The following is a 16,385-nucleotide window of genomic DNA, read 5'->3' on the forward strand; positions in this document are numbered from 1 at the left end:
GCCAGCTTACCTCCAATGCGAGATCATCGAGACCGGAAAACCCCTTCGCGTTTCGATCCCACGTGCGAGGCCGCTCCCAGATCACTAGCCAAGGCGGGGAGATGGCACACCAACCCGGATCAATCTCGAAAAATCCGGCGACAGGCCCGACTTCCGAGCACGGTCGTCTATGTGTGCCAACTCCCGCAAGGTCGACAACGGCAAGCGGGTGTCGAGCGCACCCCGGTCGTACGCATACTCGGGAAGATAGCCGTTGACGATAAGGCGCCAGTCGAGGGGAACGGCGTCGCCGACCGCTCGCATCATCTTGACGATCGTCGTCGTGCAGTTCGTCGTGATGGAATTATAGAATGCAGGCTTCGTGGAAAGCGCATTTGCGTCCGAGACGTATTCCAGCAGAAGCGCCCGGGCCGCGTCAGGCGACGCTTTCATGCGATAGATCTGGACATCCTCTCCCCGAACATTTGACCTGACGCCGACGACGTCTCGCTCGTCGGCCGCGATAATGACCAGGGGACTGCTCTTGAACAGGTCCGCTATGGGCGAAAACTCGCCACCGATACGACGCCGCACCTCAATGGACCAGGCAAGATATTCACCGTCGGAGAAGCCGAAGCTCATGAAGACATGGGCCATTTTCGGTCCAGCCCAATAGGACATCAAGAGGTCGGCGCGCTGAACGGTGGAAAGGTCGTAGGTCCGGCTTGTCCAACGTTCGGTGAAATCGGTGTCGCTGCGCCATTCGAAGTCGCGCACGTCTTTCAGCATCAACAGGTTTCCGTCGCGGGTGCCGGTTACCTGGCTGGGCCACATCTGGCGCCCAGTCGGCGTCGCCCAAAGGCTTGATGGTGCTCCACCAAACCAGAACCGCAGCGAACGCAGCGAGAAACAGGACGAACGCCCTGAAGCGAAGACGGCTGAAGAGGGCAATGACGGTGCCGATTCCGAACAAGATGAAAAGGGCGCAGGCCACAGCCCGTCCAAGCTCTGCCGAGGGCAGGCGGTACCAGATGGCAAGTCCGGCCCAGGCGGTCAAAATTGCAACGGCTAACGAAAGGAGGATGGCGAGCGATATCCGAGCGATGCGATGCATTCATTTCCCTTCCAGCCAGATGGGAACAGCAGAAGCGTCGCTTCAGGTATGGGCTCGCTCTCCGCCCTCTGAATGCCATTCTCACGGAACGTTCAAACAACTTAGAGATGAGGCATCAATAAGCTTCGCTGCCGCCTTGACTTCGTTGAACCGCTATTTCTTGCACCCTTTTGTGGATGCTGCAGGCAGGTTGCAATTCTTGCTGCCAGCATTCGTTTTCTTACTGCTTAGCGAGCCGGTCAGGTTCTCGACCTCATTGCCGTAGTTTTCCCTGGTGTTCTGATCGACCACTGCAACGGGTGCCGAAATCACCAACCCTACAGCGCTGCCAGCCGCAGCCGCCGCGCCGGTCGTCGCTTGCACGATCGTGTCGCCAAGGCCCACCCTGCTGTCGGTCAAGGTCTGGCCGGCAGCCATCCGCGCCCCAATCAATTGCACGATCTGCGGTGATGACGCGAACTTGCCGTGATTCAGACTGTCGCCGGATTTGACCTTCGTCAGGTCGATGACGGTCACATTGTTGCTGGCAAGGTCTTCCTTGTATGGAGCCTCTTCCGGATTGATAGAGCCGAGCCGGGGGATGTTGCCCCAGACCCGTCTAGAAAATGCAAGCGCCCGGTCATCCTGCGAGACAAAGAGGGTGAACTGGGGGTGCTGTTTGCCCATGTCGGCAATCTGAGTGCGAAACACGTCGACATCGACGTCAGGCGCGGCCAGCATGACGTTCTTGAACTTTGCCGGCAGGCCGCCATTGCGGATGGCCATCTGGCGCAAGGATTCCAAGGCAAGCCAATTACCCATCGAATGGGCGAGGATCGAAACCTCTTTTACGTCGGGATCGTGCGCCAGGTATTGGAACAGCGTCTCGAGCGCATCTCGCGTGTAGTTGGTGCTCTCGCGATCGTAGCCATAGGCCAGCGTACTGCCTCGGGAAGGCCATGTGACCAAAATCGGAGCGCTGTCGGTGCCGGTATCCTTGGCGATCTGCGCAAAGCGATAAAGGGAGTCCTCGAAGCGGTTGTTGAAGCCATGGATGAAAACCAGAACGCTGTGGTCCGGGCTCTTCTTGACAGAGGCGTGTAGCCACTCCTTCGCGCCATCCCGTGTTAGTTCTTCGGCTTTCACCACCGCGAAATCGGTTGCAGGGTTTGACGGCAGCTTCTTGGGCCAGGCGACCTCGCCGACCTTGCGCACCGACGCCGATGGGATCGACACCGTAACGTCCGCGAATGAAGGAGCCAGTCCGCGCTCGCCCGTATACATCTCGGCCGGATTGGCAGAGCGAGCGCGCGTCGTCGTCACCAGCATCTCCACCTTGCTGGATGACGGGGACGTATCGGCTACGGGTAACAACACGTTCGTGGGACGAGATGCACAGCCCCACAGCAGGCCAACCAACGCTGACGCCAACAAGACGTGGCTGAGGCACCTGATTTTGGACAGGCTCACAAGACAATTCTCCAAACCTATCCCCTCGTTCCGAAGCCGTACTAAAAGCGGAATGCACGCTCGAAAACTGTCCGTTCTGCGTTACCTTATAGCTGAAGCCGCCGTCCCGATAGTCGGTGTCGCGCATCTCATAGCCAGGATGGTCGACATCGTTGGCGTCGAGTTGTAACCGACTATTCCCCTGTCTCTGTTAGACAACTGCTACCAAAAACAATAAAAGGTTGGGCATTTGCCTAGGCTCTAGAAACCATGCCGCCGACTTTTACTTGATGCGGGCAACGCCACCCGAAATATCTATCGTTTCCGAGCCGGTCAGGGCCTCGAATCACCATTAGGCCACGTGACGAAACAGCCTTTCGGGCGGAATTCCACGGTTTCGCCGGCCCGCCGCGTCAACTTCGTCTTGCCGCTGCCTTCCGTCACGATCAGCGTGCGAATCTTAGTATCCTTGTTGACCACGATGGCGGCCGAGGCCGAACGCTCCAAGGCAAGAACAGCGATAGCGACGACGAGCGACTTCCACATTTTACAATATCAGTGTTTCCACACCGCCTCTGTTGCTTTTCGCAAGGCTTTCTCGCCCGTTGCAATGAGCTGTCACAGCCGCTTCCTGCTGGCGGATGAACTCGTCAGTCTTCAAGCCTCGAATGGGATGGGCACAACTTCGCTAAAACTCATTCAGCAGGGCCAGGATTGGCAACAGGGCGGGCGGTTTCAAATTGAAGCTAGTCTAGTCACCAGTCACCTGCCATTTGTCATCGGGATTGAACAGCTTTATCCCTCCGGCCACAGCCTCCGTGTTTGGCCCTAGATCGGCCTCGTAGACAATACCTTGCTGATTGACCTCAAAGGTTTTGACGCCCGTCTCAGCATATTTCACAGGCCAGGCCAGAAGCGCGAAACCGGCGATCATGTTGCCGTTGATGATGTAGTTGTAGGCGCCGCCGGCGATATTTTTGCCCTGACCATTGAGGATGCGGAAGCGATAACCAAAATAGCCATCGCCTTTCTTGGCCTTGTCGAGAGCTGCCTGGTTGATGAAGTCGCCTGCGGGACTAATGCCATTGGCTTCGTCGGACGGCCAATATAGTCCGTCGGTCAGGCCCTCGCTGCTGGCCAGCTTCTGGGCGTACTCCAGCACGCCATCGCCATCGCGGTCTTCCGCGGCGTAATCACGTTGAGCGTCGACATAGGCACGGACCGTTTCGATTGCCGCGATCTCATTTTCACCGACGCGCCGGTTGATGATCTCTTCGATGCCAGCATAGGTATCGAAAGCCCATTTGCCGTCTTTACCCTTCACGATAGGGAACGGCAGGGGCCATAGCTTGTCGCCAATGTCGAGTTCCTTGCGGTCGCCAAGATCGCGCACGATCACTGTTTTGGCAGCACCTTGCTTGATCTGCGCGTAGGTATCCATCACGCCTTCGCTTGTCCGCAGCTTCGCGGCATCCAGCCCAAGCAATGCCGCCAGTCCGTCGAAATCGTCCTTCGCCAGGACCGCTTTGAACGCTTCCACCGCCGCTGAGGGATCATCGAAAAGCGGCGGATCGTTCTTGGCCACGTAGTCAGTGAGGCTCTGCTCCTCCTGCGCGCTGACAAAATTTGCAGAACCCGCGCCAATGCCCAAGATCATTCCGACACCGAGCAGCGAACGTAGAACAAGACTCCGGACGCACGTTTTCATGGTCGGTTTTCCTCTCGCCAAAAGTTTTAACGCCTGCGCCCGCCACCGCCGCGCCCACCGCCGCCCTTCCTGCCACCGCTCGGCCTGATCATCTTGTGGCCGCCGCCGCCGCTGCTGCGAATTCCGCCTCCCATGCTCCTCGCACCTCGGTTAGAGGCAATCTGCTGGCGTTTTCCGGAGCTGACGTTGCCAAGGCCCGAAGGCTTCCTCGGCCTGTTGTCCACCCTCATTGCTGGCTTCGGCTTGCCAACCGCGCGATTGATTTTCCCCGACGCCTTGGCGGCAGGGCGGTCATTCTTTCGTGCCGAAGCAATTGGCTTGGTGTTGGTTGGCTTTTTGAAATCCGGCCTTGACCCCGGCGGCCGGTTTTTCAAACCCTCTCTGATTTCGCGTTGGCGAACGTCCTTCACCTTGCCGGACTTTCCGGCCAGTGTGCTCATCCGGTCCTTTTTGAGATCGGACGCCTTGTTGCGCATACTGTTGCGATCGTTCGTTTTGACCCGGTCGCGCATGCTCGTTTTGTCGAAGTTGGCGAACTGGTTCCTGTCGAAATTTAGTTTCGATCGGTCGACGTTTTTCCAGTCCACGTCGTTGAAATTGACCTTGCCGTTTATGTTGTTGAAGCAATTGTTGCAGTCGATATTGATATCATTGCCGTCCCAGCGGCCCCCCCACACGCCCCCACCATTCCAATCCACCGCCGCTGCCCAGACGGCACCAGTCACGAAGGCCGCGAAATAGGGCGCAGTGGGATAATAATAACTTGGGTAGGGGTCGGGATAATAGGAGATCGGAGCGACCGGATAGTCGACGGCATAGAGCATTTGCGGCTCATACCGTGGAACATAGACCTTATCTGCGCTAGCGGACCGGATGACCACATTGTCGTTCTCCTCGACAACCTCGATCTTGTCATCGGACTTGATCACACCTTTGGCGACAGCCGTGTCGCGCAACTGCTGAATAGCGACCAGAACGTCTTTTTGCTGATACGTCAGTGCGTCGCCAAGCGTCTGGGTCCAATCCAGATCGTCACTCATCATTTTGACGATGTCGGGATAGTTGAGCAGTGAGATGACGCTGCCGTCCCAGCTTTCCTTCGGTTTCAGGCCTGGCTTCTTGGCGACCTGGTCCAAAAACCGGTTCGCCTCCACGATCTGCAATGGATAAAGCGACGCTTCGGAAATCACCGCGACAAGTTCATCGGGGTAGAGCGCAATTCGCGCTACCAGGATTTCGAGTTCATCCTCTTCGAGCGGTTCGGGGGCTTGGGTTGCCGCTGCGCTCGCTGTAGCAGCGGCTTTATCCTGAGCAATCGCGAAAGAGGCCGGACCGAAGCACATCAAGAATGCCATTATGGCCACAGTGCCAACAGGCCAACGAGGAAACTTGATCTCCATTGCCGTCCCTCCAAAGGATGTGAACCTGGTTGTCAGCGATGTTCTGTCGCCGAGTCCGGGCGAATTGTTCTTGCCTTAGGAGACCGTAGCGCATTGCATGCCGATGCGGAAGGTAGTTAACTGTATGCTACGTGCAGATCTTGGAAACCTGTCCGCGGATCAGTCGATATCGAGGCCATCTTTCGGATCGATGTCCGCGTCAGATAATTGCGTTCGAGGGCGCGGCGCGGATGACCGGCTGGATCCCAACGATGAGGTCTCGCTGGGCGTAGAAGGAGGCTTCCGACCGGCGACTTCGATGGCGATCGGCCAGGCCTTACTCGGCTGCTTCAGCGGAGCGGAATACACTAGGCTGAATCGACATTCATCGCATCCATAACATGGCGCAAGCGATTTGAATGAAGCTGAGGAGTATAGGGCGCGTCGGTCGTTGCGTGTTGCGATCCGTCTGTTGAAACAACGTTCGATGAGCAAGGCGGGCGCCTGTGTGACATCGCCGCGCTGGCCGGGCGTCAAGATCAATCGTAGTGGGCGCCCTTGGCCGTCCACCGCCATATGAATCTTGGTGGTCAGTCCACCTCTGGAGCGCCCAAAGCCTGGTTTTGGTCCCCCCCTTTTCCGCAATGAGGAGATCCGGCATATGCGGAAAGTATCGCTGGCGGCCCTGACGATGTTGGCGGCATATTCTCCGGCCAATGCAGCTCGATCTGCCACGGCAAGCACCGGCCTGTGAAACCAATCATCGTTAAGACGATAAACTGCGGAACCAGCGTACCCGCCCAGATCGTTTTTGTCTGCCAGCCGACGTTCGATCCCGTCGATTGGCCATCCCATTGACCATTGGTTCGTGTTGTCCCCGATCCTACCGGACCGAGCCGGCAGCGGAACGTAAGTTACCTGGAGGGCATTTTTTGCCACCATCCCATGATGGCATGCGGGACATCAATGTGTCGCGACAGGCCGGGCAGCGCGCCACGCTAGTAACAATTACCGGAATCCGCTTCCCTGGGCGAGCAGGGCCGATAGGACCCGTTTGAGTGATAGCCATTGTCGTAATGGCGGTCGGTATAATAGCGGTCGCTGTAATGCCGATCGCCGTAATACGGATCGCCGTAATACGGATCTCCGTAGTAGTCACCACCTTGGTAATACCCACCATAGTAGCCGTTGTTGTTGGCGAGCACGCTGCCGAGCAGAACTCCGGCGACAAAAGCGCCGCCGGGGGCCAAGTCGTTGTGCCGGTGGTGGTGGTGGCGGTAGCCGCGGTAGCCCCTGTACCAGCCATCCCGAATGTGGATGACATCAGAGTGCGCGCTTTGTGCCCTGGGCACGAAGACCGGAGCGGCGTCAACGGAAACAGTACTCGTCAGTGCAAAAGTTGCGACCAGGCAGGTCGCTATGCCTGACAGGAATCTCATGATCGCGTCCTCGCTGGTGGCAATGTTTACCGTATGCGAAACATCGTCATTACCTAGGTGGAACGTCGCCGATCCAGAATTGTTCCAGACACCTGGAAATTGTCTCAAGCCGCTCCGAAACTTTGACGGGCAGACGAGGCCGCCGTCGATCGGCACCTTGTAACGGACCGGATTTGGCCAGCTTGGTGCGGCCGGATGTCGGCGGAATGGTCTTCCCTTGCCCTGCCCAACCGTTCTATTTCAAGCGAATAGCAAAACAGGCTGAACAGAACCAGCAGGACAGGCATGGTCGTGGCTATACGACCAAAGGCGCATCGCTGCGTCGAGGATAGTTCAGCATGACCAGCAATAACATCCGGTACGTCAAGAAAAATGGAGTCGATTTCGGCGGCAACCTTTCCCGTTAGGAAATGCAACTTCAACGTACGATTGGTCGGAGAGGCAGGAGCAGAATTGCTAAATGACGATGCCGCCATGAGATCGCGTCTCAATCATCCGCCACCACGGTAGACTGGTGATCTTTCGGCACTAGGGCCGGTGGCCCCACGGTACTTACCGTTAGTTATGTGGCGCGTCGAAACGGCCATGCTAAAGTAATGCCGAGATTCGCACCACTCGGCAGGGGTGTTTTGCAAGGGGACGTCATGGCTGACAAAATCCACGGTTTTCTGCCGGCCACAGCCGAAATGCCAACCGACCGCCAGCGATTGATCATACGCTATCTCTTTGGCGTCCTGATCGACCTCGTGGTCCTGAACCTGTTTGATGAGTTTTCGGACAGCGTCACAGTCTCTTCCTTCAGCGTGTCATTGCTCGCCGCCATCTTGTTGCAGGCCCTTCTGAAGGGGACGATCGCTATCGAGCATCAGGTCGCTGTGTTCTTCCAGGCAAGGCAAGGTGCCTTCATGAAGTTCATGCGATTCTTCGGCGCATGGGTAGTCCTGTTCCTATCCAAGTTCGTGATCCTGGAGGCGATTACTTTCGTGTTCGGGGATAGGGTTCGCTTTGAAGGCATGCTGCACGGCGTGGTGCCGCTGATTATCGCCGTCATGGCCATGCTCATCGCCGAGGAAGTGATCGTGCGGTTCGTCAGATGGGTGCGTTGACAACATACCGCAGGGTTCACTCCACATAGGAAGCAAGCGACTTTTCGGCCTCTCCAGGGCTGAACGATCTCACAGCAGGGGTCCGAGCGTGGCGATGCTGTTGTTCCAAAGGCGCCGTGGCAGGGACCATGAAGCCACCATCTTGGTTGTGACGGGACTCGAGCGGGCGTAGTCAAGCTGGCGCTGCCGCATGGCGGCGGTAAGATCGAGATCATAAAACGGATGTTGTTCTCGTAGTTCAGATCGAAGCTCCGGCGGTCCATGTTCGCGGAGCCGATCAAGGTGACCTCTCCGTCGAGTGTCAGCGAATTGGTGTGAAGAAGGCCACCGACATATTCGTGGATCTCAACGCCCGCGGATAGGAGATCCGCATAGTAGCTTCGGCTCGCGGCTCCCACGATCCGGGAGTCGTTCCTGGCGGGAAAGATGATCTTCGCATCCACACCCCGGCGGGCTGCCGTGCAAAGCGCGCCTTGCAGGGATTCGCTGGGCACATAATAGGGGGTCGAAATGATGAGCTCGCGTTGCGCTGCATACATCAGGGATTCAAACATTTCCGGCATGGCCGAAAATCGCCGCCGTCGGTCCGGTTCCGATCACCTGTGCGGGCATTGCATCGGATTTGGCCAAGAGATGGGGCTCGCGAAAGAGGCCTTCCAGATCCTCATCCACACGGGACATCCAGTCGCTGGCGAACAATAACTGGTTCTCGCGGGCAATCGGGCCCTCGAAGCGCATCATCGCATCAACCCAGAGCGCATAGTTTGCCTTCACCAAAAATTCTGGATCAGCACAGTTTTGGCTGCCGCAATAGGTAGTGCGACCGTCGATGACGACGATCTTGCGGTGGTTTCGAAGGTCAATGCGTCCCATGAAGGGCCGCAACAGAGGGTTGCCGACCGGCAGCCCGTTGGCCACCTGCACGCCTGCCCGGCGCATGGCCTTCTCGAGGAAGCTGCATTTCACCGATCAAACTTGGATACACGCGATCCCTCAGTTGGCGGCAGATAAGCAGGCGAAATGCGACGGCCCGTGTTGCCAAAATGGCATGATAGGGTGTCCATGCAGGATGCTGAAGCCGGGGTTCAAGGGGCTCATCGTCTTCAGCGTGCTGTTCGCGTTGTATTGCTATTCGCTCGAGCTTGAGAGATTGGGCCGAGGGATGTAGAGCAAGCTCCCTGAACGAATCCGGCGTGACCTCTCATGCCGCGCGAAGCTTGCCAGGCCTGCTTCCGCATGGCGCGCGGAAAACGCAAGCAACTGGCCGTTGACAACGTTCACAACGGTTGAACAGATTTGATGTTGCCGTCGGCGTCGACAAGGCAGCTCGTCTTCTTGCCGCCGGCGTCGAGGTCGACCTGAAAGGTCTTCGAATCGATCAGGTTCGAACTGACCGGCAGTATTTTGTCGGCCTTTAGGCCGCTGGCTTTTGCTGCGGCATTTGCGCAAAGAAGTTGCAAGTCGGCGGGCGCTGTCTTGGCTGCGGTGCGCGACATCTGCTCGGGTGGTGGTGGCGGAGGCGGCGCGCTAACGCAGGCGACGGGAAAGATCGCTCCCAACAAAACCGCTCCGACGGCAAGCCGATGCCCTCGGCCTGCAAAGATCTCGGTTCTCGACATCAACTTCCCTCCTCCAATTGCTTCCGCTGTCACACGCCCTTGTAGAGGGCCGCCCCCTGCATGAGGACGATGACCTTGGCACCCACGTTCACGCGTGAAGCCAGGTCTATGATGTCCTTGTTGTTCATCCGGATGCATCCCGAGGACACGTCGAGGCCAATTGTCCATGGCTCCGGCGTGCCATGAATTCGGTAGATCGTGTCATGGTCTCCTTCGTAGAGGTAGAGCGCCCTGGCTCCCAGCGGATTGTCGGGGCCGCCTGGCATGCCCGATGCAAACGGTGCAGCTTTGGGGTCGCGAGCGACCATTTCCGCGGGCGGCGTCCAGGTAGGCCACTCCGATATGCGGCCAACGCGCACGATGCCTGCCCAGCCAAAACCTTCCCGGCCGACACCAATGCCATAGCGCATCGCCATCTGGTTGGGCTGCACTAGGTAGAGAAAGTGCTGGTTTCCATCGATGATGATCGTGCCGGGCACCTCGGCGGTACGAAACTTGACCATCTGCATACGAAATGCCTCGGGCACCTCTTTATGCGCCGCATAGTATTTGAGGGCCTTCTTGCGGTCATAGTCGACCCACTTGTGGGTGATTGGATCGAACACCTGCGTAGCCGCCCCCGGCGGTGCCGCGGTCGCGAGCGCCAACGGAGCCGCAAGCAACAGAGCCGCGATTGCTGCTGTACCCGCGTGCCGCCGGATTGCGGCCTGCTTCAGCCACCCGCGATCTGCTGCGAGGTAGGCAGTCTGCCGCATCGTCGAGGATCGTTTCATTTGCTTGCCCATCCATGTACCTGGTCACCATGCGTAGCGACCCATTGCGTGGCGAAAGCATAAGGGTCCTGCCGCTCCACCTGAAGCGCGTAGCTCATCTCGGTGATTTCATCCTCCTTGAAGTCGACATGCTCCAGGAACTTGACCACCTCCGGATGGCTTTGGCGCAGGGAGGTTGCATAGCCGACGTGGAATTGAGCGGCATTCCAGGCAACGGCCGCGCTCGATTTCGTCAGCCATTGCGGATCTTCCGAAGGCAGCACGATCTTCCACTTGGCCGGATCGTACGGAGGCTCCGTAAGGCGCACGATATCGTGGAGCTTGAAAATGTAGTGCGGCGCATAGCAGGCAAACACGATGGGGCGGTCTGTGGCTTCCGCCGCATCTACAGCAGCCATGCCGACGTCCTCCGGCATTTCGAGCAAGGTCATCGTCTTGGCGTAGCCGTAGCTGTTAGCCCTGACCCGCTCTATCGCCGTCGACGCCCAAGTTTCAGCGCCGATCCACAGTTCGCCGCGGCCGTCCCCGTCCGTGTCGAGCGCCGCGGTCTTTTTCGGATCGTTTAGATCCGAGATGTCGCGAATACCGAATTTGTCGGCGGTGATCCGCGTCTCGCACAATCCCTGCCAAGCCTGGACGCCAATCGGGCTCATCGAGACCGTGCCAGCTTTTGTAACGTACTTGTCAATCAGACTGTCCAGGTTGGGCGACCAGATCTCTGGGTGGATGTCCACCTCCCCGGAATTCAGGCCAGCGAAGGCGATCATCGAGCCCATCTCGCGGACGTCCGAGTCAAGTCCGTATTCCTTTTTCAGACCAACCTTCAAGATGTTCGCGGTCGCCTTACCCGAGGGCCAATTCGGCATGGCGATGACAAGGTCACGAGCGTGGACCGACAGAGACGTCACTGCCAGGACGAAGGCCGACAGCGCAGCTTTCTTCAAAGAGTACGTGATTGACGACATTTTGCGTTTCCTTAAGGTATCACGCTGCCCGAGAGTTTCGAATCTATTCCGGCGACGATACGGTCTTCCAAGCTCAAGTGTTGGTCGGTAACCGGCTGCCCCGTGGCCAATTGGCGGCCGATTAGCCGAATAACCTCGAGGCTCTCGGAAAACTTGCCATGGTTGAGCTGGCCGGTCGTATCGATCTTGCTCAGGTCGACGACATCGATCCCCCCTGTTTCCAAGAAATCCTTGTAGGGATCAACTTTGGGATCGATGGTCCCGAGGCGGGCAGTGCTTACCCAAAGCCATTGTGATGCTTTCAAAGCTTTGTCATCATTTGACACGAACAGGGTCAAGCGAGGACGCCGAACACCCATGGAGACCAATTGGGTGTGAAAGACATCGACGTCCACATCGGGCGACGCCAGCATGACGTTCTTGATCTTGGAGGAGATGCCTCGGTTTCGGATTGCCATTTGACGGAGCGCTTCCAGGGTGATCCAATTCCCCATCGAGTGAGCCAGAGAAACCGATGAGTCCTGCACCAGGTACTTCAGCGTTGCCTCCAGAGCGTCCCGGCTATAGTTCGCGCTTTCGCGATCATATCCATAGGCGAGTAGTTTTCCGCGGGATGGCCACGTAAACAGCACGGGTACGTATTTCGTACCGGAATCGTGGACGATCTGCGCGAATCTGAACACTGCATCGTCGAAACGGTTGTTGTACCCGTGAACGAAGACCAGAACCTTCCGGGAGGGGGCTCTGGTCAGTCGCGCATGCAGATTGGAGATCATCGCGTCTCGTGTCAGTACAGTGGCGCTGATCGTCGCAAACTCGCGCTTGGGATCGGCGGGAATCACCTTTGGCTATTCCACCTCTCCGATCTTACGGACTGTCGGGCGGAATCGAAATTGCGATCTCGGCGAAGGTCGGATCACCACGCTCGCCTCCGAACATCTCTCCCGGTATCTTGGAAGGGCGCCGCATTGTTGCCACCAACATTTCCACCCGCGACGTACCAGGTACCGAATTCGGCCCCACAGGGAGAAAGACGTTCTCGGGCGATGGGCGCATGACGTCGAGCCGATCAGGGTCAAAACCATGGAGAGGCGGATGGCTCTATTCACTAACTCGAACGCCCTTCATGCTCCCCGTAAACCAATTTGCCCAGTCCGGAGGCTATCAGACCCGAACGGCTTGACGTTCGGGTCTTCCAACTGCGTCAATTGACCGTAATCTGCACATATCGGCTGCCAGAGCGCTGGTAATAAAGCGAGCCGCAGTGATGGTAGCCAATGCCGCTTATGTGGACGAAAGCGCAACCAGCTGGCAAAACCGGGACAAAGAGTGTGGTACGGCGGATTACACGCCTGGTTGTGCGGCGCGCCACGCCACGCGCAGTGACCGGCGCGCGATACACGGGGCGATGCACGGCGCGATGGCGTACGGCTCTACGCGCTTCAGCTTGAGAAATGACATTTCCGCCAAGGAACTCCTTCAGGTCATCGCGCGCTAGGGAAACTGTAGCGAGCGTAAGCAATGCGCAGAAAATTTTCGTGAGACGACCGGGTCCCATTGGGGTTCCTCCTTTGACAATTCGACGCAAGCCGCGCAGAAGAGCCACTTCGTCGGCGAGGCTCGAGTTCGAGACATAGAGGCTCTTCATCCCGAAGCTAAACCGGCGCCGGTCCGATGCGCCATTGTCCTTGAGGGCAATCGACCATTGACCCGTAGCCCCCGTGTCCGCGCAGGTCGGGCGCTTTTTCTGCCGTTCGGGGCCAAGTTGGCGAGAACGGCCAATCTCAGATCTCGGAGCCTAGTTTCCCCGACAGACCCAAATCCGACGATTGCCGCGCTTCCTGCATCGCCCGTCAGTGCGCAGAGCCTCCTTGTAATTCCGGAAGCTCGCTCCGGCCGCATCAGGCACCCCAAACGCACCGCCCCTGTTAAGGCACGGCCGGACGGAAAGTCGGCAAATAGGGCGGTGCTAAGGAACGGGAGTACGGTCGCAATCCTTGGCAAACCCCGATCTTTGGTATCGTGTCCGGGCTGGAAATCAGGTCGGCTACATGCATGACACCCGGGTCTATGTCGACCAGTACGAGAGCGGCCCCTTCGGACAGCGCCATGTTCAGGTCAAGAGCTTCGATAAGCTCGCCGAGGCCGAATCCTATGTGCGCTCTGCGTCGATCCCGCTTTCGGCTTACCTTGCCACCGATGGCTGGTTGGCATCATGCCTAAAAACACATTCGACGAGCACATGGCCAAAGCCTGGTCCAGGAGGCGCGGGGCGCGATTCCTGACGACCTAAACGACCAACGACAACAATTATGTCCGCAAGGTCTGCTGCAAGTAGCCGCCCCCTTGCGCTCCAGGCAACATTGCGCGACCATCGATCGAAATTTATCGTGGACCGAATGGACGAAGTCACCCGGAGGATCAAGCGAAGAACTCACCGCAACGGGAACGCTCAGGATTCGCAATGGGGAGATCTAACATGAAAATCAATTGCAAGACATTGAGGGCATCAATTCCGGGCATCGCGTTAGCCGGATTGATTGCGTCGGCGGGGTCCTCCAACGCGGCCGATACCGACTTGGCCAAGCAACTCTCCAACCCGATCGCTTCGCTCATCAGCGTTCCGGTCCAGTTCAACTACGATACGGGCTACGGTCCGGCCGACGGACGCAAGGCATATGTGAACGTCCAGCCGGTGATACCATTCTCGCTGAACGACAACTGGAACTTGATTTCCCGCACCGTCGTTCCGATTGCCTGGCAGAACGACATCGCTGGCTCCTCCGGCGACCAGTTCGGTCTCGGCGACATCGTTCAGAGCGTGTTCTTTTCACCGAAGAAGCCGACTGCAGGCGGTATCATCTGGGGCGCCGGTCCGGTGTTCCTCATCCCGACAGCGACGGACGAGCTGCTTGGCGGCGAGAAATGGGGGGTCGGGCCAACAGTCGTCGTTCTGAAGCAGAGCGGCCCGTGGACCTATGGCATGCTCGCCAACCATATCTGGTCCTTTGCCGGCGACCATGACAGGGCGGACGTGAACGCCACGTTCCTCCAACCGTTCATCGCCTATACGACGCCTGACGCATGGACCTTCACGCTTAACAGCGAGAGCACCTATAACTGGACGGCGCGGGAGTGGTCGGTCCCGATCAATGCGAGCGTCTCGAAGCTCGTCAAGTTCGGGGCTCAACCGGTGAGCCTGACGGCTGGCGTTCGCTACTGGGCCGAGAGCCCGGACGGAGGTCCAACAGGGTTCGGCCTGCGGCTTGGCGCAACATTGCTGTTTCCGAAGGGATGAAACCTGGGTCGACGGGAGGTCACGCACTCATAAACTGCTGGCGGTAGCTGCAAGGTTCTGATTCAAGCTTCTTGAAGGGAGCTGCTGATGGGCCAGCGTCGCTACGAGTTGACGGATTTCGAGTGGTCGGTGATCGAGCCGCTGCTACCGAGCAAGCCGCGCGGGGTGCCTCGGGTTGACGACCGGCGTGTTCTGAACGGGATTTACTGGCGTCTTCGGACCGGCTCGCCGTGGGCGGACATTCCCGAGCGCTACGGCCCGTATACGACCTGCTACAACCGCTTCGTCAGATGGCGCAAGGCGGGCGTATGGGACCGGCATCTTCGATGCTGTATCAAGGGCTTACGATGGCGATGTGCAGATGATCGACAGCTCGTCGATCCGGGTTCACCAGCATGGTGCCAACGGCAAAAAAGGGGGCGCGCCGGATACCGCCCCCAGGGCGTGAGCCTGACGACCGATGCATGGGGCGCTCGCGCGGTGGACTGACCACCAAGATCCACGCGCTGGTCGATGCGCGCGGCCTGCCGATCGCGCTCAAGCTGACGCCCGGACAAGCACACGATGGCAGGACGCCGCCGACATGCTCGATACGCTCGGCGGCGGCGACGTGCTGATCGCCGATCGCGCCTACGACAGTGATGCCTTGCGCCTCGAGATGGCCGCGCGCGGCGCATGGGCCAACATCAAGCCGATGCCCGGCCGCAAACGCCGCCCGCCGTTCAGCGCCTTCCTCTATCGCTACCGCAACCTCGTCGAACGCTCCTTCAGCAAACTCAAGCACTTCCGTGCCGTCGCCACCCGCTTCGAAAAGCACAGCGAAAACTACCTCTCGTCAAACTCGCTTCAGCCAAAATCTGTATGCGCTTTACGAGTTGGTGAGCTATAAAGGTCCCTCGCACGCTCGGAGAGGCGTTCAGGCAGGAGCCCGACCATGATCAAGATGAGCGTCTACTATCCGGGCGATGGCGGCTCGAAGTTCGATCACGACTACTACCGCACCAGCCACATGCCACTGATCCAGGAACGGCTCGGCGATGCCTGCCTGCGGTACGAGATCGATAAGGGCCTTGCGGGTCTTGAACCTGGAAGCGCGCCGGAGTTCGTCGCGGCGTGCCACATCTACTCGCCGACCCTGGGGACATTCCAGGAGGCGTTCGGTCCCCACCGCGCGGAGATCTTCGCGGACGTCGCCAACTATACGGACATCGCGCCCATCGTGCAGATCAGCGAAATCGTTGAAGGATAGGGGGCTTCGGCGCGTCAGGCGTAGCCGTTGAACTTTCCGGGATCGGCGTAGTGCTGGCGCACCTGATCCATGGTGACGTAGGCGGTGCCGAACCGGTCGACGATCGGGAACATGTGGTTGCCGTTGAAGCGAAAACTACCTTGCTCTCGTCAAACTCGCTTCAGCCAAAATCTGGATGCGCTTTATGAGTCGGTGACCTAGTCATCTGGAACTGAAGTTCGTTACATTGTATGCTACGTCGCTTCTGGAGAGGAGCGCATTATGGCGAACGCGAATGGCCGCCCAACCGCGCCGTTGGTTCTGAGCGCAGACGAGCAGGATTATCTCG

At 58.3% G+C, this 16,385-nt stretch carries 14 protein-coding genes and 5 pseudogenes; 6 read left to right on the plus strand and 13 right to left on the minus strand.

Going from position 1 to position 16,385, the window contains the following annotated elements:
* Nucleotides 1–84: 84 nt before the first annotated feature.
* From D3227_RS33560 to D3227_RS41320, 7 genes and pseudogenes are all read right to left on the minus strand, one after another.
* Nucleotides 85–1,093, minus strand: a pseudogene (locus tag D3227_RS33560) (Lnb N-terminal periplasmic domain-containing protein).
* 153 nt (nucleotides 1,094–1,246) lie between these two features.
* The gene (locus D3227_RS33565) at nucleotides 1,247–2,527 is read right to left on the minus strand and encodes an alpha/beta hydrolase (protein WP_120018462.1); all 1,281 of its coding nucleotides are present in this window, start codon (nucleotides 2,525–2,527) and stop codon (nucleotides 1,247–1,249) included.
* 277 nt (nucleotides 2,528–2,804) lie between these two features.
* Nucleotides 2,805–3,067 (minus strand): annotated as a pseudogene (locus D3227_RS33570) (hypothetical protein).
* Between the two features lie 205 nt (nucleotides 3,068–3,272).
* Entirely contained in the window at nucleotides 3,273–4,178 is a 906-nt protein-coding gene (locus D3227_RS33575) for a DUF2950 domain-containing protein (protein ID WP_245452008.1), read from the minus strand.
* 77 nt (nucleotides 4,179–4,255) lie between these two features.
* Complete coding sequence (locus tag D3227_RS33580; RefSeq protein WP_120018446.1) at nucleotides 4,256–5,629, minus strand: DUF3300 domain-containing protein; 1,374 nt, start codon at nucleotides 5,627–5,629, stop codon at nucleotides 4,256–4,258.
* A 483-nt stretch (nucleotides 5,630–6,112) separates the two neighbouring features.
* A pseudogene (locus D3227_RS33585) lies at nucleotides 6,113–6,252 on the minus strand (IS5-like element ISNeu3 family transposase); the annotation flags it as partial.
* Nucleotides 6,253–6,606: 354 nt separating this feature from the next.
* Nucleotides 6,607–7,155 carry a hypothetical protein gene (locus tag D3227_RS41320; protein WP_147377752.1) on the minus strand — a complete coding sequence of 183 codons (549 nt, stop codon included), beginning with the start codon at nucleotides 7,153–7,155 and terminating at the stop codon, nucleotides 6,607–6,609.
* A 536-nt stretch (nucleotides 7,156–7,691) separates the two neighbouring features.
* Between D3227_RS41320 and D3227_RS33600 the strand changes: the two genes are divergently transcribed.
* The gene (locus tag D3227_RS33600; RefSeq protein WP_120018449.1) at nucleotides 7,692–8,153 is read left to right on the plus strand and encodes a hypothetical protein; all 462 of its coding nucleotides are present in this window, start codon (nucleotides 7,692–7,694) and stop codon (nucleotides 8,151–8,153) included.
* Between the two features lie 281 nt (nucleotides 8,154–8,434).
* Here the strand turns inward: D3227_RS33600 and D3227_RS43230 are convergent.
* The 6 genes and pseudogenes from D3227_RS43230 to D3227_RS33630 all read right to left on the minus strand — a co-directional run.
* Nucleotides 8,435–8,716, minus strand: a pseudogene (locus D3227_RS43230) (phospholipase D-like domain-containing protein); the annotation flags it as partial.
* Entirely contained in the window at nucleotides 8,700–9,092 is a 393-nt protein-coding gene (locus tag D3227_RS43235) for a phospholipase D-like domain-containing protein (RefSeq protein WP_245452003.1), read from the minus strand. The gene D3227_RS43235 and the pseudogene D3227_RS43230, both read right to left, overlap by 17 nt.
* 338 nt (nucleotides 9,093–9,430) lie before the next feature.
* Nucleotides 9,431–9,772, minus strand: a complete 342-nt coding sequence (locus D3227_RS33615) for a hypothetical protein (RefSeq protein WP_245452004.1) — start codon at nucleotides 9,770–9,772, stop codon at nucleotides 9,431–9,433.
* A gap of 29 nt (nucleotides 9,773–9,801) precedes the next feature.
* Entirely contained in the window at nucleotides 9,802–10,527 is a 726-nt protein-coding gene (locus D3227_RS33620; RefSeq protein WP_120018451.1) for a L,D-transpeptidase, read from the minus strand.
* Between the two features lie 14 nt (nucleotides 10,528–10,541).
* On the minus strand, nucleotides 10,542–11,510 hold the full coding sequence (locus D3227_RS33625) for an ABC transporter substrate-binding protein (RefSeq protein WP_120018452.1): 969 nt from the start codon (nucleotides 11,508–11,510) through the stop codon (nucleotides 10,542–10,544).
* Between the two features lie 11 nt (nucleotides 11,511–11,521).
* Nucleotides 11,522–12,352 (minus strand): alpha/beta hydrolase, encoded by an 831-nt coding sequence (locus D3227_RS33630; RefSeq protein ID WP_120018453.1) that lies wholly within the window; start codon nucleotides 12,350–12,352, stop codon nucleotides 11,522–11,524.
* A gap of 425 nt (nucleotides 12,353–12,777) precedes the next feature.
* Here D3227_RS33630 and D3227_RS33635 point away from each other — a divergent pair, with 425 nt between their 5' ends.
* From D3227_RS33635 to D3227_RS33655, 5 genes and pseudogenes are all read left to right on the plus strand, one after another.
* A complete protein-coding gene (locus D3227_RS33635) occupies nucleotides 12,778–13,008 on the plus strand; it encodes a hypothetical protein (RefSeq protein WP_147377754.1) in 231 nt (76 codons plus the stop codon).
* A 553-nt stretch (nucleotides 13,009–13,561) separates the two neighbouring features.
* Complete coding sequence (locus D3227_RS33640; protein ID WP_120018455.1) at nucleotides 13,562–13,795, plus strand: hypothetical protein; 234 nt, start codon at nucleotides 13,562–13,564, stop codon at nucleotides 13,793–13,795.
* Between the two features lie 194 nt (nucleotides 13,796–13,989).
* Entirely contained in the window at nucleotides 13,990–14,808 is an 819-nt protein-coding gene (locus D3227_RS33645) for a transporter (protein WP_120018456.1), read from the plus strand.
* An 87-nt stretch (nucleotides 14,809–14,895) separates the two neighbouring features.
* Nucleotides 14,896–15,697: pseudogene (locus D3227_RS33650) on the plus strand (IS5 family transposase).
* A 45-nt stretch (nucleotides 15,698–15,742) separates the two neighbouring features.
* Complete coding sequence (locus tag D3227_RS33655) at nucleotides 15,743–16,057, plus strand: EthD family reductase (RefSeq protein ID WP_120018457.1); 315 nt, start codon at nucleotides 15,743–15,745, stop codon at nucleotides 16,055–16,057.
* The last annotated feature ends 328 nt before the right edge of the window (nucleotides 16,058–16,385 follow it).

Origin of the sequence: Mesorhizobium waimense (genome assembly GCF_003601975.1) — a bacterium.
GTDB lineage: Bacteria > Pseudomonadota > Alphaproteobacteria > Rhizobiales > Rhizobiaceae > Mesorhizobium > Mesorhizobium waimense.